General features: G+C 52.8%; 11 protein-coding genes. 3 read left to right on the plus strand and 8 right to left on the minus strand.

What is annotated here, in order from left to right:
- Positions 1–5 precede the first annotated feature (5 nt).
- The 4 genes from sov to dacB form a co-directional block, all read right to left on the minus strand.
- Positions 6–7049 (minus strand): T9SS outer membrane translocon Sov/SprA, encoded by a 7044-nt coding sequence (gene sov, locus BM030_RS01710; RefSeq protein ID WP_090970408.1) that lies wholly within the window; start codon positions 7047–7049, stop codon positions 6–8.
- 65 nt (positions 7050–7114) lie between these two features.
- Positions 7115–7696, minus strand: coding sequence for a Holliday junction branch migration protein RuvA (ruvA, locus tag BM030_RS01715; RefSeq protein ID WP_090970988.1), 582 nt, complete (start codon positions 7694–7696; stop codon positions 7115–7117).
- A 10-nt stretch (positions 7697–7706) separates the two neighbouring features.
- Positions 7707–9998 carry an NADP-dependent malic enzyme gene (locus tag BM030_RS01720; RefSeq protein WP_090970410.1) on the minus strand — a complete coding sequence of 764 codons (2292 nt, stop codon included), beginning with the start codon at positions 9996–9998 and terminating at the stop codon, positions 7707–7709.
- A 73-nt stretch (positions 9999–10071) separates the two neighbouring features.
- Positions 10072–11484, minus strand: coding sequence for a D-alanyl-D-alanine carboxypeptidase/D-alanyl-D-alanine endopeptidase (gene dacB / locus BM030_RS01725; protein ID WP_170845602.1), 1413 nt, complete (start codon positions 11482–11484; stop codon positions 10072–10074).
- A 103-nt stretch (positions 11485–11587) separates the two neighbouring features.
- Here dacB and BM030_RS01730 point away from each other — a divergent pair, with 103 nt between their 5' ends.
- Positions 11588–13108 (plus strand): GH3 family acyl-acid amido synthetase, encoded by a 1521-nt coding sequence (locus BM030_RS01730; RefSeq protein ID WP_090970990.1) that lies wholly within the window; start codon positions 11588–11590, stop codon positions 13106–13108.
- A gap of 2 nt (positions 13109–13110) precedes the next feature.
- On the opposite strand, the gene BM030_RS01735 is transcribed toward BM030_RS01730, so the two are convergent.
- Positions 13111–13836 (minus strand): hypothetical protein, encoded by a 726-nt coding sequence (locus BM030_RS01735; RefSeq protein WP_211657495.1) that lies wholly within the window; start codon positions 13834–13836, stop codon positions 13111–13113.
- A 107-nt stretch (positions 13837–13943) separates the two neighbouring features.
- Here BM030_RS01735 and BM030_RS01740 point away from each other — a divergent pair, with 107 nt between their 5' ends.
- Positions 13944–15722, plus strand: a complete 1779-nt coding sequence (locus tag BM030_RS01740) for an aminopeptidase P family protein (RefSeq protein ID WP_090970414.1) — start codon at positions 13944–13946, stop codon at positions 15720–15722.
- A gap of 551 nt (positions 15723–16273) precedes the next feature.
- Complete coding sequence (locus BM030_RS01745) at positions 16274–16489, plus strand: hypothetical protein (protein ID WP_139215779.1); 216 nt, start codon at positions 16274–16276, stop codon at positions 16487–16489.
- Between the two features lie 466 nt (positions 16490–16955).
- Here the strand turns inward: BM030_RS01745 and BM030_RS01750 are convergent, their stop codons facing one another.
- Genes BM030_RS01750 through BM030_RS01760 form a run of 3 tightly spaced genes read right to left on the minus strand, consistent with a single transcriptional unit; the run spans position 16956 to position 21909 of the window.
- On the minus strand, positions 16956–18032 hold the full coding sequence (locus BM030_RS01750; protein WP_090970992.1) for a glycoside hydrolase family 18 protein: 1077 nt from the start codon (positions 18030–18032) through the stop codon (positions 16956–16958).
- A 17-nt stretch (positions 18033–18049) separates the two neighbouring features.
- The gene (locus BM030_RS01755; RefSeq protein ID WP_090970419.1) at positions 18050–19387 is read right to left on the minus strand and encodes an alpha-L-fucosidase; all 1338 of its coding nucleotides are present in this window, start codon (positions 19385–19387) and stop codon (positions 18050–18052) included.
- Positions 19384–21909 carry a prolyl oligopeptidase family serine peptidase gene (locus BM030_RS01760; protein ID WP_139215780.1) on the minus strand — a complete coding sequence of 842 codons (2526 nt, stop codon included), beginning with the start codon at positions 21907–21909 and terminating at the stop codon, positions 19384–19386. Before BM030_RS01760 ends, BM030_RS01755 begins: the two co-directional genes overlap by 4 nt.
- Positions 21910–21920 lie beyond the last annotated feature (11 nt).

Genomic DNA, 21920 nt, shown 5'->3' on the forward strand with positions numbered 1-21920 from the left:
CCCTTTTATTGTAGCATCAGCCTTAAGTTGAAGCCGAAATTGGTATATGAGGTGGCGAAGGTCTGCGAAGTATAGGGCCGCACGGCATTGCTATCAAAGAAGAGCCGGATGTTGAACCGTTGATTGATAATATAATCGACGGAAGGCCGGTAGGAAACGCTTTTATTGCCAGCAGATACTTCAGACCGGTTAATATCTGAACGGTAAACCATTGTCTTCAGGTCATTGAAGGCTACATCGAGCCGGAAATTGATGTCGTTGTTCATTTTCATGTCGCTGAACCAGCCAAACGGCATACGGAAGCCTGCAGCGCGGTAGCCCGCACCCAATACGAAAGACTGGTCGCTCAACATAGCCAGCTGGCTGTTTTGCAAACTGAGGTTCAGCGTACGCGCCCGGCGGTATTCGGCGTTGGCAGTCAGGTTGTTCCGGAAACGGGCATCAAATCCCAGCAGCGGCGCGAACTGTTCAAATATAGACACTTGCTGGAATTGGTATTCCGGCAGGAAGTTCCAGTTGGCATCGCGTTCCGATGGCCAACCATCCCGTTCGGCATACCGGATCAAGGAGTTGTAGCCATTGATGGAATAACGGGTATTATAACCGTGCCGTAAGGTGAGCGACGTCAGAAATTCGCTGAACAGGGGCAATTTGCTCAGCCCGTTATAAGTAAGCATCCAGTTAGGGATTGGAATTTCAGGAAAGCCGCCCAGCCTTATGCGCGACGCGTCTTTGCCCCCGTATGCGGCCAGGAATGCGTTGATTACAACGTCTTGGGCTGTCTGGTCATACCCATCGGCAAACCCACCATTTTGTCCCGAAGAGTTGGGATTCAGTTGGCCGAGCCGTTGCGAAATGGTTTGTCGGTTTTGCAGAAATTTACGGAACAGCAAATCGTGGTTTTTGAAGGCGGTGCCGATGGCTACATAGGTGATGCTGTAATTGCCGGTGGTAACAGGCGTCAGGCTCTCGAAGTCTTGTGTCTGGCTTGAGTACTGAAACGAAGTAGTGTAGTTCCGGTTGTTCAGCTTTACGGCGGTAAGCTCGATGTTCAAATCCCGCAATGGTTCGGCAATGGCCCGCACGGAAAGGTCCTCGGTAAACGATGTCATGTACAGCTGCGTCTGGAGCGTATCGGTCGTGATCCATCCGTTGGCAGCAGCACGCTCACGGATATCGCGCTGACTGCCGAAAAGGAAGCCCCAGCCGGGTGCGTTTTGGTCGATGTCGTATCCCAGGACGTTCGTTTTGGGCAGGTATCCCGGCAGCAGCGTATTCTCTACCCGGGTGTAAGCCGCATTGATATTTTTGATACTGGTAAGTAAGCCGGTGAAGAAAGCCGTGGCTCCGCGGGCATCCAGTCCGGTGTTCTCCCGAATAAAACCGAATTTATTGTACAACCCCGTCATGTTGAACGTCGGGTTCAGCTGAACCGTTCGTGAGTTCTGGATGCTGTTACCCATGTTGATGTCTGCACTGCGCATAGAAAGCAGCGGTTCTGTTTGCCAGTTGAATTGCGCCCCATACCGGGCGTCCATGTTTATCCAGTCCAGGCCCGGCAATTTGTAAATCGGCAATGAATAGGTAATGTTCATCATGTGATTGTAGTCGGTTGTCCGTCCGAGGCGCCAGAAGTTTTCCCAGAGGGTATCCCTCTTCAGGCCGTTCATCCGTCCATCCGGCTCATCCACAATAGCATAGTTGGTCGCATTGAAGTCCAATTTCAGTGACCGAGACAAGTTCCAACTGATGCCATAGATCCGGTTCATCGTGAAGTTTTTGTTGTACAGCGTTCCCATAGCCGGCAGGAAGTTGTCCGCCGAATTATTAACACGCAGTGTGTTTTCATTATATATCCGATTTACATCAATGCGGAAGTTGAGGAGCGACGGCATCAGGTTGAAATTGAAGTCGCTGAGCAGGCTGAGGTGTTTGTTTTTAACGAATTTCTTAAAGGGTTCAATAAGCAGCTCGTCATTGCTGGCGAAGGTATAATCCAGCATGGCGCGGTAGTTTTTCTGCAATGCGGTTTCCGTCAGATAGTCGCGGTGATAATGCTGGGCGTAAGCATACGTGGCGCTGAAATTTTCGATGTCCCATGGCCGGATGGGCTTATCGATGTCCGTGCGTATCTTACGCACGTTGGTCAGGCTGAAGCTCCGCCGGGTAGTAAAGTCTTGCGTTACGCGGAGCAGTGAATCCCGTTGGTTACGGTTCATGTTGGCCAATGCGCTATTCAGTTCGATGTCTGGTACAAGCGGATTATATTCTGGCGTGCCTACCTGCCGTGTGTAACTGAAAAACATCGGAATACGCAACCCGTAGTCTACCGGGAAGAACTTACCCAGTTCCGCGTTGGTAACCAAATCCAAGTACACGTCGTCGCTGCGGCTACGGGCACCGATGCGCTGGTCAATAGACCCGAAGCCGATGGTGCTTTTACTGCCTGATAAGGTGACATTGGCGAAGTCTGCCAATTGGGCGTTCATCCGCGCGGTTGCCGCCCATCCACCTCTGTCGTCAAAGTCAGTAAGCCGCAGTTCATTGAACCAAAACAGCCCGGATTTGTCCAGTCCGTCATCACCCGGTGTACTCACCTCGCTTCCGCGCAACGGGTTCATTACGCCGAGCATGTAGAAGCGCACTTTGCTGATGTCCGGCTGGCCTACAATGGTTACCCGGTTCGGGCCGTCTAAGAACGTAAAAGGTACATCTACAGGCCAGGGCTGTCCGTTGAGCCTGGCCCGGTTACGGGCTTCCTTGGCTTCTTGGAAAATGCTGATGCGGACGTTCAACCGGTTTTCCTGCGGCCAGATGAGTTCGGGGTCGCGTGTACCTGGCGGCGTGATTTTCAGGGGCATGTCATACTGGTAGTAATTGTATTGATCATCCGTACCTACCCTTATAAAAGCCCTGAAATCCCCGTCTTGCAGGTATTGACCTTCGGCGTGGATGAACATCTCCAAGCGTCCATAAGCACGGAAATCATTGATAGCCGTGCGGAAGGCCGCGCGGCCGTAGCCATCCCGTAGGTTTTTCACATCCAGCGAGAGCGATTGCTCATTGAGCTCCACATATGCATTGAGGTTTCCCCAGTCGAGCTGGCGTTCGATACCGGGAGGTACCACGTAAGGGATGGGTTGGCGGTTACCGTTTTGTTCGATGTTGACGGCGGCCACCTCTACGGTTGAGTTGTCCAGCGGCACATTGCCCATGCTGGGGTCGGCAATGACCTTCGCATTGCTGTTTTCCGAATTATAACGCCGCCATTCGCCCCGCACAAGCTGGAGCTGCCCGAGACGTATAACCGCCGTGTCGGCGAAGTCGGTCATGAACATACGGATAAACCGGATAGATTTGAAATCGCGTATATCGCCAATACGTTCGTGATACTGCGCAAGCGGGATACGGAATTGGTACCATTTAACCTGTTCGGTACGGCCGTTGGGAAGTTTCACCTCAGCCGTGTGCATATCGGAAATGAAGTTCTGGCCCACCTGCATATCCTGCGGCCGTAGGGATAGCCGGTATTGGTAATATTCTTCCGCTTCGTTCATGTTGTTGTCGCGGTTAATGTCTTCGCCATCCGGAAGGAGGGTAGAAGCCGATGTTTCCACGCCTACCGACTGTTCAGGGGTTCTGGAATTGCCTTCCGGTCCATTGAACCGCTCATAACGTTTGAGGATGCCGGCATTCTGGGCGTCCAGTTCAGGCCCCCGGAAGTACTGGAAGTTATCGCCCGACGGGTCATCGGCTAATGCCTGGGCTGCCGCCGGGGTAAGCATTGCCTGCATTTGCGCCATGAAGTCGCTATGGAAGGCGCGTTCATCTGCATCGTTCAGTCCGTCCAGCCCGATATCTTGCCGGGCCCGTGCAACCGGATCATTATCGAATGCTTGGATAACGGGCTGGTGGCGCGGTACGCGGCCCCAGTTGGTCTCATCAATCTGGGAAAGATCGCCCGTTGGCGACATGCCATTTTCCATGGCCTTCCGCCCGTCTTTCAAGATATCCTCTGAGATATTGCCCAGGTTGAAGTACAGGTCTCCGCCTTGTGACCCCGGATTGGTGAGGAATGGATCCATCATCCATAACTCGATAAATTCAATATTCTGTGCTTCAAAATCAGGGGCGTCTATCTTCCGGAACATGCCTCCCCAACGGCCCCGGGGATTGGTGAGCGTACCATCCGGGTTAACTCCCGTGGTGGTAAAGTTATACGGGCCGCGTATGTTCGGGTAAAAGGCCAGATCCAAGGTGGCCAGAAACATCGGCAGGCCGGTAGTGGACTGCCGGTAGGGGAATACCTCCTGCTCCAGCACTTCGCGCACCCGGTGCTGGGATAGTTCAGCAGCGTTGATATTAGACGGCGTGAGGTTAATGTTCCGGTAAAAAATAGGGTCGATATTGTAAAACGCCAGCCTGGCCCGGTTAAAGCCGTATTGCAAATCGTTCATCAGCTGCGATTCCGGAAACAACTGCGGCGTACCGGACAGCTGCCAGTTGTAAGCTCCCTTGATGTCGATGAATGAACGGCTGTTTTCAAAGTCGTCAATATAGGTGATCCCGCTTCGTGTACCCGCAAAATTCAATGCGCGCGGATGGCCCGGGAGTAACTGGGCAAATTCGCCATAGAACGAGATGGACGATGGTTCTTTGGTGTTTAAGAACGGTATCTTATCAACCATACGGGTAAGCCAGCGCGACGGCGAATTGTAGGCCATGTCAAGCCCCCACATCGTGTTAGAGATAGGCTCTTCACCGATATTTACCTTCTGTGTAAGGGGCCGTTCGGTCAGGTTCATGATGGTGCCGCCCAATTGCAGCTTATCGTTCACGAAGTAATCCAGCCTACCACCCAGCATGGTACGCTGCTGTAGTCCAAACAATTCGTTATTTTCCATCTTGATGCGGATGGGCTGGCCAGATTGGAGTAGCGCTTGGTTGAGGATTCGAACGCGGCCGATATCGTAATCCACCATAAAGTCCACCCCTTCTTGGAGCGGCGCAGGTCCGGCGAACACCTGTACCGAGCCCCGCGGTACATTGATGGCTCCCAATTGGAATTCGGTGCCTACTTCTGACTCGTATGAACCTTTGATAAGGTATCGGTTTTGGTTGGGGAACAATTGCTGGGCAAGTACTTTGGTCGAATCATACAGTGCCTGGAACGTGTATTTATCAATTAAGGCTTGTTCGGCACCCGGCACAAACTGGCTGGCCAGATCGCTGCCGAAAGGTTCCACCACCGGAAACATGATGCGCCCCCGTTCCGGATCGATGGTGATGCCCGGCAAGAAATCAAAGAAGCCATCCGGTTGCTGCGCATTCTGGGGGTTGAGCCGGTCAAGCCCTGTGAGCTGTATCCACAGTTTGTTTTGCGTGTTCTGGCCTTCATACATCGCTGGGCGTTCCACGCCGCTTTCGTCCTCAATGCGGAAGATGTTAAAGCGGAAATTATGTTGCCCCACGCCATAGGCGCCGATGGAATAGATGTTTTTCATCATCAGGTCCCATATCGGCAAGTTGGTTTTCAGGATTTCATTTTTCAACAACTTAGCCACCAGCATGGTCGGATCTGACGGTGTTACGGGCACATCGGTGGAAAATTCGCCCACTTGGTATTCGCGACCTCCAGCGGTATACCGGTAGGCCACGGCCAATACCTGGTCATTGTTGAGCGGCATGTTGAGCGAGATAAAGCCCAAGCGCCGGTTTACGGTATATTCCGTGCCTTCGCGGAGCTTGCGGGCGTAGGTGAGCTTCGCATAGTTGTCGTTGCGGCCGGTTGCGGCAAAAAAACGTTGCATGGCGTCAGACTGTGTTTGCCTGAATGCCCTGTCAAAAGCGGTCAGTTCCGGTATCAGGTTGTTCGATATTTGCGGGTTGGATTCGCCCGGAACACCCGTTGAGGGGTAGCGTGTATTGCCCGGGGTAATCAAGGCGGTATTATAAGGCATGTACTCTCCCAAGTCCATCAACGCGAGCACGTCGCGGGAGTCGTCCACTGCATTGCTACGGTTGCTTATCCAGACTTCAATCTGGGTGATGTTGACGTCCGTGGTCAGGATAGGGGCGAGGGCCAAGGCCCGGTTGAAGTTCTCCCGGAAATACTGGGCAAGGAAATAGTGCTGATTGTCTTCATATTCGTCCGCCTTTAGGGCAAACTCACTTTCCTGAGCGCCATTTTTGATGGTGATTTCCCGTTGCTGTGAACGCTGTTGGGAGAAAATTCCCGTTACGTTCAATCGCCCGAATTGCAATTGCGTTTTCAGGCCGAACAATGCCTGCGTGCCGGAAATGAGCGTAGTGTTGAGGGGCATGCTCACATTGCCCAACTCGATCCGTTTGATGATGTCATCATCTTTGCCGGTATAGTCCAGCCGGATTTGGTTTTCGAAATCAAACTGTGCTTCGGTATTATAGTTTGTTGTAATTTTAAGCCTATCGCCGATTTGCCCCGTTAGGTTCATCTGTATACGTTGGTCGAAGTCGAACCCCCATTGCCGCCGTTGCCGCTCGTTAAACATCGGGTTGGCGTTCCGGTTGTGCTGGGCCATGATGGTGATGTCGGCACTTCCCCGCGGGATGATATCAATGGTGTTGCTGCCAAAGATTCGCTCGAAAGCCTCACTCTGTACGTAGATGGTAGGAATCAGACGGTCTTGCCGGTAATCCGTAAGCTGCTGGTCGGCCAATTCCCGCCAGTAATTGCGTTTCAGCAGGTCGCTTTCGTATTGCTGGAACTCATCAATCGTGAGGTATTGCGGTGGGCGGTATAGGCGGCTGCCGAGCTTTTCACGCAGGATATACTGGCGGGTCACAGGGTCGAAAATGACTTCGCGGGTAATGTTGGAAGGCATGCCCAAATCCAAGGGGCCTCTTTTTTGATAGAGGTTCAGGAACGGAAGATCCTTGAATGGGTAAGGCAACTTGATGCTGTCCCGCCTGAGCGAATCAGCGGGGGTCTGCGCACCAGTATAACCTGTAGCGAGAAACACAAGAAACAACGCCAGTATGCAGCGGTATAGCGGAAGCGTCTTATCCAATTGGCAATTAGTTAAAAACGATAGTTTTCTGCCCCCCAATTTAGCAAAAATCCGAAAGAAACAAGTCAAAGCTTTTTTAATGCTTCTTTAATAAGTGACTCCACGCTCAGATTGGGGCTGCCTTGTATGATGTTGCTTAATACTTTTTCCGCCTGTGCACGCACAAAACCGAGCATCACCAAAGCACTTAGTGCTTCTTCGGGCACGGTTTGCTGCCGATGAACGGCCGTGAGCGCATCAGGCCCCTGTTTTTTGAGCTTGTCCTGCAGTTCCAACACCATCCGCTGGGCCGTTTTGGGCCCTATGCCCTTTATCCGTTGAATCAGCGGTACATTGCCGTTGATGATGGCCGATTGGATTTCGTCGGGAGTAATGGACGACAGTATCATCCGTCCCGTGTTCGGACCAATGCCCGATACCGATATCAGGTGCTCAAACAGGCTGCGTTCGCCCGCTTCGGCAAAGCCGTAAAGGGTATGTGCATCTTCCCGCACCTGGAAACTGATATACAATTTACCTTGGTCCGTATCCTTGATTTGGGCATACGTATGCAACGAAATATGCACATGGTAACCGATGCCGCCGACATCGATTACCACATGCGTGGGGCTTTTATCCACCAGCTTACCGCTCAAGTATTCATACATGGCCGCGCTTTTATTTCCGTTTTTTGATGGTTGCCGTTTCCCGCGACTGTACATCTACCACGGCGATGATGACCATGTTTACGATTTCGCGCACGGAGCTGTCCAGTTGCAGTACATGCACCGGCTTGTTCATCCCTAGAAGGATAGGACCCACGGCCTCTGCATTGCCAATCTCCTGCAAGAGCTTGTAGGCAATGTTGCCCGATTCAAGGTTCGGGAATACCAAAGTGTTGGCCGGGCTCCCCTTCAGCACGCTGAAGGGGAAATTTGCCGCGAGCAGCTCGCTGTTCGTCGCAAAATTGGCCTGCATTTCTCCGTCTACCAGGATGTCAGGGTGGCGTTCATGGAGCAGGCGTACCGCCTCCCGCACTTTAGCAGGTACGGCGCCATCATTTGATCCAAAGTTGGAATAAGAGAGGAGTGCGATGCGCGGTGTGATATTCATTTTCTTCACCGCTTCGTGGAGCAGGAGGGTGATATCCACCAGCTCTTCCGAATCGGGATTGGCGTTTACCGTCGTGTCGCCAAAAAATACCGGTCCCTTTGCGGTAAGCATCATATACATGCCCGCCAGTTTGCTGCCCGGTTGCGTACCGATAACGTGCAGGGCCGGACGTATCGTGGTTGCGTAGTTCTTGGTTAGGCCCGAGATTAAGGTATCAGCCTCACCGAATTGAACCAGGCTAGCACCGAAGTAATTCCGGTCGAGCATCAATTTTTGCGCGTCAAGGTAAGAGATGCCCCGCCGTTGGCGTTTTGCATAGAGGTAGTCTACAAATTGCTGGAAACGTTCCGTTCCTTTTTCTTCCAGTGGGTCGATAATCATGACGTCGTCCAGCTCCAGGAGATGGTCGTCGATCAGTTGGTTGATTTTTTTCCGGTTTCCGAGGAGGATGGGAACGGCGATGCCCTCTTCCTTTACGATCTGTGCGGCGCGGAGGGTTTTGTAATTATCGGCCTCAGCAAAGACCACACGTTTAGGGTTGAGCTTGGCCGCTTCGCTGAGGTTGCGCATGATACGGTCGTCTTGGCCCAAGCGCTGGCGCAGTTCTTCCGCATACTTGTTCCAGTCGGTAATATCCATCCGGGCCACTCCCGAGTCCATCGCCGCACGTGCCACGGCAGGGGCCACCTCGGTAATGAGGCGGGGGTCTGTGGGTTTCGGGATGATGTATTCCGGTCCGAATTTCAGGTTTTGGGTATTATAAGCTTGGTTTACCGCTTCGGGTACCGGTTTTTTTGCCAGTTCGGCTATCGCCTTTACGGCAGCTATTTTCATTTCCTCATTGATGGTGGTTGCCCGCACATCCAGCGCGCCGCGGAAAATATAGGGGAAGCCCAGTACATTGTTCACCTGATTGGGGTAGTCGGAGCGGCCAGTGGCCATAATGACGTCCTTACGGGTTTTTACGGCTAGCGGATAAGCAATTTCGGGATCCGGGTTGGCCATTGCAAATACGATGGGGTTTTTGGCCATGCTTTTCAGCATCTCGGGTGTCATCACATCCGCAATGGACAGGCCGATGAAGACATCCGCACCTTTGAGGGCCTCTTCCAGGGTGTCCACAGCTTGGGTTGTAGCAAATTCAGCCTTGGTCGCATCCAGGTTCGGCCGATCATGCCGTATACAGCCCTTACTGTCCAGCATGATGATGTTTTCCTTGCGGGCACCAAGCGCCACATACATGCGGGTGCATGAGATTGCTGCGGCACCGGCGCCGTTCACCACGATTTTGACTTTTTCCAATTTCTTTTTTTGCAGCGCGCATGCATTGATGAGTGCCGCGCCGGAAATGATGGCCGTGCCGTGCTGATCATCGTGCATTACCGGGATGCTCATTTCCTCCTTGAGCCGGCGCTCAATCTCGAAACATTCGGGAGCTTTGATGTCTTCCAGATTAATGCCTCCGAATGTCGGTTCCAAACACTTGACGATGCGTACAAACTCATCGACGTCTTTGGTATCCAGTTCGATGTCAAACACATCAATGTCGGCAAATATCTTAAACAACAGTCCTTTGCCTTCCATTACGGGTTTACCAGCCTCGGGGCCAATGTCACCCAAACCCAGCACGGCGGTGCCGTTGCTGATAACAGCCACCAGGTTACCCTTCGCCGTATATTTATAGGCGTTTTCCTTGTTCTCAGCGATGCGCAGGCAGGGTTCCGCCACACCGGGCGAGTAGGCTAATGATAGGTCGCGCTGCGATTGGGTTGGCTTTGTCGGTATCACAGCAATTTTGCCGGGCCTTCCATTGGCATGGTAGTCCAGGGCATCTTGCTTACGATTCGTTTTACTCATGATGAAAATTGGTCTTTTGCTCTGCAATAAGGCGCAAAGGTAGTACTTAAAGATAGTACTTTATAATGATTTGTCACTTCAATACATCCAACAGCCTGAACATCCGCTGCCGCATGGGAGTGGCGTTCCCCTGATAGTTGTTCACGATCAGGGCAAACACCAGCGGGGTGCCCGCTTTGGAGGTGTGGTAGCCTGCGTATCCTAACACGCCGCTGATGGTGCCACTTTTCATTTTCATGCCGTTGTTAACGGGCAGGCTTTCATAAAAACTACCGAACCAGGGTTCTTTTTTCGCCGCGGCCAGTATGCGGGCCATTGCATGGGTGGTTATCCGGTTTTCCGGTGAAAGGCCGCTGCCGTCCAGGATTCTGAGTTCGCCGGGCATTATTTCCAGTTTTTTTACCCAGAAGTCCATCAGCGTTGCTGCGGCGTCGCGTGTATCGGTCTTTCCGTCAAGCCGGTCGGCTATCGCTTTCAGGAGTGCCTCCCCATAAAGGTTAACGCTCTTTTGGTTAAACCAGTAAACCAGTTCGCCGAGCGTCGGTGAGCGGTGGTGGTGCAATGGGGTGCCCGCTCCCGGCAGCTTGCTTCCTGCGAGGGCCAGCAAGTGGGCGGTGGTGGGTTGGCTTGTTTGTTTGATGCCTGCATTATCCAGCACACGGTGCAGTTGATAGGCCGCATCGTATGCGCCATCCGGCAGCGAGAGGTAAATGGTCTTTTTGAGGTCAATGCCGTACGTGCCGCGCAAGTACACGCGCGAGGCATATGGTGCCGCATAGGCGTATACCCGGTCGCCCGTGCCCCGGTTGCCGGTGGTGGCTTCATTGATCAGTTGGAGGTAGCTGATGTCGGCAGTCGTATTGGCGACACGTGTAGGCATGCCGGGCGCACTTCCGGGAATAAAGTTGACGCCCACGGCATTTTCCCGCCAGTTCAGGGCAGATACGCCCGCCCCGTAATAGTTGCCCATGTCTCGCCATGTCCATCCTCCTGGCGCGGTTTGCCCGTTATACAACCGGTCATCTGCAATAATTGCCCCTTCAATGCTGCGGATGCCCGTTGTCTGTATCGCCCGCAACCATGTTCCCAGCAACAAGGTATCCACTGTCTGCGGGAAGCGGTCGCTGCCCAAGGAAGGATCGCCCGTTCCGCGGATGACGATGTTGCCCCTCAATGTGCCATCGGCTTCAATTGTGCCGGTATAAAACAAAGTGGTTTCAAAGGTATGTTGCGGGCCAAGCACATGATATGCCGTAGCGGCGGTGACCGCTTTGAGGGTAGAAGCCGGAGCCAGGCCCAGTTTTTCATGTTTAGCGAAGATAACTTCGCCGGTGTTGGCATTGATAACGACCAGCGAGGCAATTCCGTTGGCCATGCTTTCGTGGCTTTCAAAAACCCGGTAAGCCGAGGCGATTTTCTGTGCTAAGGGCTGGCCAACCGCCTGTTGGAAGGAGATGGCAAATAAAATAAACAAGAGTCTTAGCATAGTCGTATCTGTTGTTGTTTCGAATGCTAAATTAACCAAAAGCGGCAGATGTGCCCAACAAAAATACACTTGCGCTGTTTTCTTCACAACAACGCGACCAACAATGGCAATTATCGGCGAACTTATAAAACGAGCAATAGATGTAACCGAGTACATTCATGACCACCCTTCCCCGATGGAAGCCCAATTGAAGGTGTTGCATCATTTGTTAGATAAAGCGAAATATACTGCATTTGGTAAGAAGTACGGGTTTGAAGAAATTTTGGCCAGCGCAGATCCGACCCAAGCCTTCCAGCAAGCCGTACCGATATTTGACTATGATAAGCTGTATGCAGAATGGTGGCATTACCTCCGAGAAGGATACCAGAATGTTACTTGGCCAGGTGGGCAGCGTTATTTCGCATTAAGTAGCGGCACTACCACGAACAGCAAGGCAATACCTGTTACTGATGATATGCTGGATGCCATCAAGCGGTCGGGCATCCAGCAGATACTGAGCCTCAAAAATTTTGATCTTCCCGGCGATTTTTTCGAAAAACAGATTATGATGTTGGGAAGCAGTACAGCGCTGACACCCAATGGAGAATTTCTGGAGGGCGAAATCAGCGGCATCAGCGCCGCTAATATTCCGATGTGGTTCAGGCGATTTTATAAGCCCGGTGCACGGATTGCAGCCATCCAGGGCTGGGATGAGCGTGTGCGTAAAATTGCCAGCCATGCTTCCAAATGGGATATCGGAAGCATGACGGGTATCCCGTCGTGGTCGGAGTTGCTGCTCAAAGAAATTATCCGCTATAATAAAGTCGGCACCATACACGATATTTGGCCCAACCTGCAGGTGTACACCTCTGGCGGTGTAGCATTCGAACCCTACCGGAAAAGTTTTGAAGCGCTGATTGGCAAACCGCTCATCTATATTGATACCTATTTGGCGTCAGAGGGTTATCTTGCCACACAAAAACGGCCAGATACCAACGCGATGGCCTTGATCGTGAACAACGGCGTGTTCTTCGAGTTTGTTCCCTTTACAGAAGAAAATATGGACGAACATGGATGCGTCAGGCAAGATGCCCAGGTGCTGACATTGGCTGATGTGCAGCCCAATGTTCAATATGTGCTGCTTATCTCTACCGTAGCCGGTGCATGGCGGTATATGATCGGCGATACGGTGATGATCACCGATATGGAGCGAGCAGAAATCATCATTACCGGTCGTACAAAACACTTCCTCAATGTGGTAGGTGAGCAGCTTTCGGTGCATCAGATGAACGCCGCGATGAAAAAACTGGGTGAACGCTTCGATACGGAGGTGCTGGAATTTACCGTGGCAGCGATCCGGAAAGGAGAAGATTACATCAATAGGTGGTACCTCGGTACCAATAAGACGCTGGATCCCGCCACAGTTATCGAATTTCTGGATAGCGAACTGGCAGACACCAATAAAAACTACAAAGTTGCCCGTAGTAAAGCACTGAAAGGCGTGGAGGCAGTGATTGTTCCGGCCGACTATTTTTACCAGTGGAGCCGTGAAACCAAAAAAATGGGAGGGCAGACGAAGATACCGCGTGTGATGGCCGAAGAAGACTTCAGAAACTTCGAAGCGTTCATCGGCAAGCTGGCTTAAGCTTAGCTGCGGTCTTTTTTTCGCTCCGATTTTTTAAGCTCTTCATCAACTTCGCGCATTACCTCTTCTTCGTCGGCAACCCGTTTGTCCTGTTTCCTCTGGTCTTCGCGTTCCAGGTCTGAAATCAGTTCCACGATGTCGTCCGGAGAAAGGTATAATGCGGCAATTTTATCCTTATAGGCTTGGGGCAGGTCCGAATGGTCAAGAATGAACGCTTTGGTAGCCACCAGGTAGTCGCCCATTCCCCGATTAACAGCAAACGAATCGGCAACGCGTTCAGCTTTGCGCACAAACTTTTTAGACAACCCGTAGGAAATCCCGAATCCCATCAGGCTCCAGGTGCTTTTGCGTTCGTAATCCATAATGTGGCCCAGCTCATGGCCCAACCAACCAATCATCACGCTGTCGGGGATCTGGCGCATCGGTTCAATGGCGTGTTCCAGCTTAAATACCGGATTGATCAGGATTTGGTAAGTACGCTTGTCCCGCTTTTTAAATAACGAACCTATCGCAGGACGCGCTGCCATAACGGAGCCCTTCAATCCCGGCCGGAAAACAAAATGGATACTGGTTTCCTTTAACTCAGGAAAATAAGACAGTGCGATAAGCGCTTGCCTTTCAATGACGCTTGGGATAACTTTATTGGTTCCGAAGGCTAACAGATCTTTGTCGATGGTATCTTGCTTGATAATGTGAGATGACAACAATACAGCGAATAACAATTGCATATAAAAAATACAGCGTTCCTGAAAAATGGTTTGCCAGCAAATGTAACAAGTATGCGGGCAGCAGACAATAAAGTTTCGTAACTTGCGCTCCTGCAAAACAAGAAACAATGACACACATCGAAAAGTTGGCCGCCCTCCGTGGGTTGATGGCCGAGCATCATATCGATGCCTATATCATCCCATCTTCCGATCCGCACATCAGTGAGTATCTTCCTGATCATTATAAATGTATTGCATGGGCATCAGGATTTACCGGGTCTGCCGGTACCCTGGCGGTAACCCAAGACTTCGCTGGCCTGTGGACGGATTCCAGGTATTTCGTGCAGGCAAACGAACAATTGACCGGAAGCGGGTATGAACTGGTAAAACTAAAGGTACAGACGGCTCCGGAATATGCAGAATGGCTCGCCGAGTGCCTGCCTGAGGGCGCTGTGGTGGCCTTCGATGGCAGGCTGGCCTCCGTGGCGCTTGCAAAGGCGGTGCAAGAGAAGCTCTTTCCGGCCGGAATACGCCTGAACAGCAGCGTGGATTTGCTCAGCCCGTTGTGGCAAGACCGCCCGGCTTTGCCTGCAGCCGCGGCATACCTGTTGGGTGAGGCCACTACCGGAGCGTCAACGGAAAACAAGTTACAGCGGCTGCGTGAAGATATGAAACGCAAGCGGGTAAACGCGCATTTGATTTCGTCGCTTGACGATCTGGCTTGGCTATTTAATATCCGCGGCAGTGACGTAGCCTGTAATCCGGTGGTGCTCGGGTTTGCGCTGATCACCGCCGATACCGCCACGTTGTTTATCAACCGGCGGAAACTGCCGGATGCAGCGTTAACAACATTGACGGCTGCTGGCGTTGAGGTAGCCGATTACGAACAGGTGGAGGAAGCCTTGGATGCCCTTGACCCTGGAACCACGCTGCTCATAGACCCCAAGCGCACTTGCTTTGCCATGTATACCCGGGCCCTACAATCGGCAACCATTATTGAGCAGACGAATCCAACCACGCATTTCAAGGCGGTAAAGAATCCGGTGGAAATTGCACACACGCGTGAAACCATGGAGAAAGATGGCGTAGCCCTTACTCGTTTTTTCAAGTGGCTGGAGGAGACCGTCGGTAAAGAAACCATCACGGAAATTTCCCTTGCTGGCACGCTGCGGCAATTCCGGGCAGCTCAGGAAGGGTTTGTCGGCGAGAGTTTTGATACCATCGCCGGATACCGGGCGCATGGGGCGCTCCCGCATTATAAGGCCACACCCCAAAGCGATAGTCCGTTGCAACCCGAAGGGTTACTGTTGGTGGATTCAGGCGGGCAATACGTAACAGGCACGACAGACATTACCCGCGTCGTATCGTTGGGCAATATTACCGATGCCGAGCGGACGGATTATACATTGGTATTAAAAGCGATGATTGAAGGGAGCACGGCGGTGTTTCCAAAAGGCACGCGCGGCTATCAACTGGACGCCATTACCCGTAAACCCTTGTGGGACCATCAGCGTAACTACGGGCATGGTACAGGTCATGGTGTCGGCTTTTTCCTTAATGTGCATGAGGGTCCGCATACCTTCAATGCGGCAGCGGTTGATGTGGCGGTTGAACCGGGCATGATTACATCCATTGAACCGGGGTTATACCGGGAGGGGGCTTACGGTATCCGCATCGAAAATCTAGTGCTCAGTATCGACCATCAAGAGACATTATTCGGTACATTCTTGGCGTTTGAAACACTGACGCTTTGTTACATCGATACCGCATTGATTGATAAATCGCTGCTGGATACCCGGCATATCGATTGGTTGAATAGTTATCATGCACGGGTGTATGAAGCATTATCTCCACGGCTGGACGATGACGAACGGCGTTGGCTTTCCGAAAAAACGGCAGCGATATAGCCAAAAAATAGAAGAGCCGGTAACCAGGGCGGTTACCGGCATCTTCTTACCTATTAAAACAAACCAAAATCTTAAGGCGGTTAAGCCTGCTTTTTTCTTTTTCTTTTCCGAATTCAATGGGATATTGACAAACATTGATGCCAGATTATCAGGGATAATCGCCCCTTTATCGGTAAGTGGTATCGCAAATATAAGACTAAAGCACTACTCGTTTTTAGTTAAAAAATGTTAAATATCATCCGGCCCGGCCTTGATGCTATTATCAGCAAACAAGATATAGCCGTCAGATACCACACAATTATATTGCATGTCAAAGTGAATTTACGTATGTTTGTGTCAACATATAAGAAATTTTAAAGCTGTTTTTGCTTTAAGTCTGGGCATTGGAAACTGGTAATTTTTAAGACTCCAAGACGATAAGTAAGAACGCTCACGCCCATGGCGTGGGCGCTCGCTTATTCGGAGTCAGGTATACCAGTGCCTCAATGTCGATAAGTGTGGTGTCCCACGTCTTTTTTTGGTGGCACCGGTGCTAAAAAAAATACATGCGTATGGGTACAAACAATACTTATCCCGGTTTCGGCCACCCGGCCTCCGAGTTATCGGCCTTTACCAACACATTGGATGTGTTTATTATCTCGCTCAAGGATGGAGCCATTGTGCAATTTACACCCGAGGATACCCACGGATTTCTTAGCTGGTTGCAGAAAAACAGCGTGCGGAACATCAATACTGATGAGCCTTATAAACAGCCGCCTCGGCGATAGGCCGCAGCCCCTTTTTCGGAACCGGTTCGTTTTCCTTGACGTTAACTTCTTCCACTTACTTATAACCCGCTTCGGACCTCGACCGGAACTTGGTGCGACCTTGGTGGTGTCTCGTGCGTAGCTTGTCCGGGCCGAACTCGGACAAGCTACGGCGGAGTTCCCAACGAGTTCCGGTCGAGTTCCGGTTGAGCTCCGAAGCAAGGTAGAAGAAAGCGCATACCCGGGTGCTGGTCTTTTCCGCATACAATGAATGTTGTACGTATTGCGGTATATAGACGCCGGTACGGACGGCTATTCGCAGAAAGACGGGGATGGAAGAGGATTTCCGGGAGGCAATGAATACGGTTTGTAAGATTACCTGCTCGAACGGCGGTCGGGTAATGTGGAGCCGTGGGAAAATCCATTAGCCCATCAGGCCAACCGGCGTACGGAGGTCACCGTGCTGGAATATTAATGTAGTTGATGCCTATTGGATGCGGTCAATCGCCGTGGCGATCGCATCCAGTAGGCCTCCACGTTCCTTATCCAACGTCAATTCCCAGAACATGATGCCGCCGAGGCCTTTTTCACGAGCATAGCGCGTTTTGGCCGTTACCGAACGGATATTGTCTCCCGTGGCGTATTTTCTTTCCTTGGTGTTATACCAGTAGGGGGCTTCGGCCTCTTCATCGTAGTGATACCGCCAGCCTTTTTCGGCAGTCAGTTCCTGTTCGTATCGCTTAAAGTGAAAACCGTTGGTATGCTCACCGGGTTGGTACCGGCCGTTGTTTTCCGGCGCCACGTCTTTCCAGACACGGGCGTAAAATGCGGCGCCGATAACCAGTTTTTCCGGAGGGATGCCGAGCTTGGTCAGGTATTGCACCGCACGGTCGGTCGACTCCTCATCCGGCCCGACACTGTACAGCGGCGTGTGGTGGCCGGTGACCGTGGAGTAACCATGTACCAGATCGTAGCTCATGATATTGACCCGGTCAACCAGCGGCATCACTTTGTGCCATTCGACCGATTCATCCAGGAATTTCTGGAACCCGCCGGCGGCAAAGCTGAGCTCGTTGCTATCGCCCAGTACCTCCCGGAGCGCAATAACCAGCGCGGTAAAGTTTTCGCGGTCTTCCGGTTTATATGGATGTCCCGGATGCCCCGGGATGGCAGGATATTCCCAATCCAGGTCAATGCCATCCGTGCCGAAGTAGTCGTTTACTTCCTTGACCGATCGGGCAAAGCGCTGGCGGCCATCTGCCGTGGAAAAGGCGTCCGAACACGGTTCGCAGCCACCCCAGCCGCCCAACGAAAGCATGATCTTCAGTTTTGGGTGTTGCTGCTTCAATGACACCAGATGCCGGATGGCCGCGGTATCCCGGGCGTTGTCGATACGGAAAAGCCCATCTTTCAGATGCCCGAAACTGAAGATGATGTGAGTCAACTTGTCGACTTCATAGCGGTCGATGGCTTTGTCATCACCGGTGTAATAGGCGATTACTGAAAAGTCCTGTGCCCGTACAGGTTGTATACAAAGCAAAACCAATGCACCTACAAGAGGCATCCATTTAAATTGCTTTTTCATTCTGTGCCCAGCCCTCCGTGGCCTCGGTATAACTTGAGCGGACCGCCGAGCTTGATTTCCAGTACATTCATGTAGGCATCCTGTGCTTCCTGCGGGATGTCGATATAAACCAGTCCCGGTACAGGGCTCCAGGATATCTTGCCCACTATCTTATGCGGAGCCGGAGTTCCGGTAGCCACGTCGGAGACATGGACAATATCACTGGACAGCCCCTTGACAACGACTGGCCCTTGCGCTTTTCCCGGTATGAACAGGTACAGCGACGTCGAGTCTTTCGACAAGGTGGAGGGTCCGTAGAAATGACCTTGTGGCAATCCGGCAACCGTGCCAAAGATGGCCTTTTCGTGTTTTTCCGTCCAGTTGCCCAGTGCCTCCAGGATATCTACCTGCTGCGGGGGGATGGTGCCATCGGCTTTTGGGCCAATGTCAAGCAAGAGGTTGCCACCATTTCCAATCACATCGGCAAAAATGGTAATGATCTCGTAAGGTGTTTTCCAAGCGGTATCACTCGGCCGGTACCCCCAGTTGTTGTTGATGGTCATGCACAGCTCCCACCAATCAAACCGGGGGCGCGTAACGGGAAAGTTCTGTTCGGGTGTATCGTAGTCGCCATAGCCCTGTAGCCGGCCATTGATGATCGTCGCCGGGTTTGCGGCGAGCAGCCGTTGGCGGATATCTGCAGCATCCCATGCGTCGGCGCTGTGTTCCCAATCGCCGTCGAACCACCACAGGTCAGGGTTGAATTGTTTGGTGAGTTCATCCATTTGCGCCCGGTTGAACGCAAGGAACCGTTGCCAGCGTTCGGGATCATCTGCTATGGCGTAGCGGCTGCTATCTTTCAGGAAGCCCGGATAGTCGGGGTGGCTCCAATCCAGCAAAGAGAAATAAGCGCCACGTTTGATACCATGCCGGTCAAGAGCGCGATAAAACGGGGTAAGCAGGTCTTTCCCCGCGGGAGTATGCCTTGCCGTGCTGTAGTGGTCTTGCTGGGTATCCCAAAGCGCCACGCCGTCGTGATGCTTGGTCGTGATAACCGCATACCGGGCGCCGCTCTTTTTAATCAGCGCCGCCCACGCCTCGGGGTCGTAGTGGGTGGCGGTAAAGCCCTTGAGCTGGTTCATGTAGGTGTCATACGGCACATCGCCGTTGTGGAAACTCCAGCTTTCGCTCACCCCGTCTACGGCGTAGATGCCCCAATGGATGAAGATGCCGAGCTTCGCATCAGCGAACCATTGCATTTTTCCGCGTATAGAATCGGGGGGTACCAGCTGTTGTGCCGGGCAGGCCGTTCCGATAAATGTAGCTAAACAGGCTGTTATGAAATGTCGTTTCATTGATTAATCTCCCATTGATTGGTATAGTATCCGGCATCGACCACATGATTAGATCCATGCTTCAGCATATCGAACGCAAAGAAGAGGTAGTCCGGGAATCCGCTGGCACCGGCAAAATATTGGTTGGCCGCCGCAGCCCGCATGCCCTTGATGCCCGTGCCGGTGATCACACCAACGGAAAGGTGATCACTTCCCGGCTTCTTCCAACTGAAATATCCGCCAAGATCGTCACCCTGGTGGTACCGGCTTCCTATCCGAACTCCCGAGCGTTCCACCCTGATCGGGCAGTCGGACAATAAGCTGTGCCATGCGCCGTTTGTGGAAGCGTTGCCAACCAGAATGACGTTGCAGTTGGCATACACCGCGGGGTCAAATTCGGTATCTGCCACGATGTCAAATGCACCGTTGCCCCGGTAATACCACGATTCAGCGTCGTAGCGGGCTTTTTCCAGGGCCCAGCGGTTTTCCTCGTCAGTACCGCGGGTGGCGTACACATAAACCATCCGGTGGTTGAAAGCTTCCTTGAAGCTGCCGTTGCGGTGCGGACCTTTCTCGGCGCGTGCCGGCGGTTCGGTTATCCGCCAGCTGTTGGCCTCACGCCGCAGATAAAGCAGGCTGGCTTCGGGACGTTGATAGCTGATTTCATTCAGGCTATCCAGGCGTATGCGGACAGGTTGTCCCGGGGCGAATGCGCCGATGTCAAGGCGCAGCAGGCCGACATTTTCGGTTTTTCCGCTTATCGTTCCCATCTTTACGTCGCGGTCGAGTACGATACGCGAATAGTTCAGCGGTTCCTGTTGCTGGTGGATGGATGCCCAATAGTAAGCAGCCGATATACCGGGATTGGCCGTCGTGAAGTCGATATGGTGCACGGCGGTATCCACGTTGCGCCTGTGCCATTGAAAGTAGTCAAACAGCGGTTTCCAGTCCACGCTTTCATTGCTGTACCAATGCGATCCGCCCAGATATTCGTAGTAAGCGAAATTAGGGTGGAAGTCGCCGAGCACCTTCCGCATCTGCCGGGCATATTCAACAGGCACCGTACGGTCGGCATCGCCATGCAGGATGTAAATGCCCAGGGGCTTATAATTTGAGGCATAGGCGATCACATCGCTCTGGTTACTGGCGCGCAGCAGCATGTCTTCCAGCGCATTCCGGCCTTTATCCGGTATCAGTCCGTCAGCTGATCCGTAACCCTTTAGCGTAGGATATCCAGCGCAGGGCGCGATAGCCGCCCACTTATCCGGATAAGTGGCGCCGAGGAACCACGTACCGTGGCCGCCCATGGAGTGGCCGGTCAGGTAAATGCGCTGCGTATCCGGGCGGAGCGACTGCCGGGCCAGGTTGAGCACTTCAAGTGCATCGAGGCGCCCCCAATCTTCCCAATTGAAGCCCCGCGGGCGGCGGTTGGTGGGAGCCACCAGCGTGCCCCAATCCTTGGCGGTATATGCCTGTGCCTGCCCAAGTGCTTCCACACCCGCGCCGTGTACGGAAAAAAACAGTGCATCGCCCGGCTTTTCCCCCGTGCTTGCCGGATTAACGGCATAATACTGCACACTGCCGTCTATGTCGCTGATAAATGTGACGCGATAGGGCGTAGCGGCGGAAACACTCCGCAGCGTGATCGGCTGTTCATGGACTGCCCTGCCCGGCCCTTTCAGGGTGATCAGGCACGGCACGTCGCCCGTTTGCGTTATGCCCGACCCGTCAATGGGCACAGCCACCTTGCGGCTGCTGTACGGAAGGATGGCAGGTACGGCGGCCGAAACGGTTTTCCCCTGCACGGTACTGCTTACGGACAGATTGACCAGCGGTTTCGATGTGGTGTTTACCACCACGAGGCCGGCCATCAGTTGGCTGTTGTCTTTCCCTTCAACGATATCGGGCAGGGTGGCATCCGTCGGATCTACGTATACCTCACTTTCGGGAAAGTGGAGTTCGGCCGCCACGAACAATCCGCGGATGTAAAATTCATTCAGCCCCTTTTTCAGGTGTACGGGAATGGCCATCCAACCCAACCGGTAGGGATCGCCCGCATGCAATTCCCCGTTGACCAGCACGGCACTGTTGCCACGGATATTGAGTACGGCGCTTTGCGCTTTTGGCGACCGGTATGTTGTATAAATGTAGCTGGGACCCGGACGCCAGCGTTGGGGAGTGCGCGGTGTTTGGCTGCTTTGGCGGTCGATTCGCCCCGGCCCGGCGGGATTATTCGGGCTATTCAGGTTGCCGCCTGCGCCCGGTTGCGGGCGGAAGAAGCCGGAGGTGTCGGCGGTAACCGGCGACCACACGGCAGCGCCTTCTCCAGCGGTGCGGCCTTCCAATGCCTGTCCCGGCGCAGGCGCGGCCAGCGAACCCCTGTGGTAATGCCACAGTAATTCATCTGTATAAACCGCCTCGCGACCATAGTTATACGGAACCTCGATGTAGAGGGCTTCGGTGAAGCGGTGCAATGACTGCGCTTGCGCATCGGGCAATGCCAGGACCGCCAACACTGCGATGGTTACCGATGCAAGTTTCATCGTGCTATGCT

Source organism: Parapedobacter composti, from assembly GCF_900112315.1.
Lineage (GTDB): Bacteria > Bacteroidota > Bacteroidia > Sphingobacteriales > Sphingobacteriaceae > Parapedobacter > Parapedobacter composti.

Coding starts and splice junctions, on each gene's coding strand:
- ruvA (WP_090970988.1), bottom strand. CDS start 7,696: ATGTATGAATACTTGAGCGGTAAGCTGGTGGATAAAAGCCCCACGCAT.
- dacB (WP_170845602.1), bottom strand. CDS start 11,484: ATGCTAAGACTCTTGTTTATTTTATTTGCCATCTCCTTCCAACAGGCG.
- BM030_RS01755 (WP_090970419.1), bottom strand. CDS start 19,387: ATGAAACGACATTTCATAACAGCCTGTTTAGCTACATTTATCGGAACG.
- BM030_RS01750 (WP_090970992.1), bottom strand. CDS start 18,032: ATGCCTCTTGTAGGTGCATTGGTTTTGCTTTGTATACAACCTGTACGG.
- BM030_RS01760 (WP_139215780.1), bottom strand. CDS start 21,909: ATGAAACTTGCATCGGTAACCATCGCAGTGTTGGCGGTCCTGGCATTG.
- BM030_RS01720 (WP_090970410.1), bottom strand. CDS start 9,998: ATGAGTAAAACGAATCGTAAGCAAGATGCCCTGGACTACCATGCCAAT.
- BM030_RS01745 (WP_139215779.1), top strand. CDS start 16,274: ATGGGTACAAACAATACTTATCCCGGTTTCGGCCACCCGGCCTCCGAG.
- BM030_RS01735 (WP_211657495.1), bottom strand. CDS start 13,836: ATGCAATTGTTATTCGCTGTATTGTTGTCATCTCACATTATCAAGCAA.
- BM030_RS01730 (WP_090970990.1), top strand. CDS start 11,588: ATGGCAATTATCGGCGAACTTATAAAACGAGCAATAGATGTAACCGAG.
- BM030_RS01740 (WP_090970414.1), top strand. CDS start 13,944: ATGACACACATCGAAAAGTTGGCCGCCCTCCGTGGGTTGATGGCCGAG.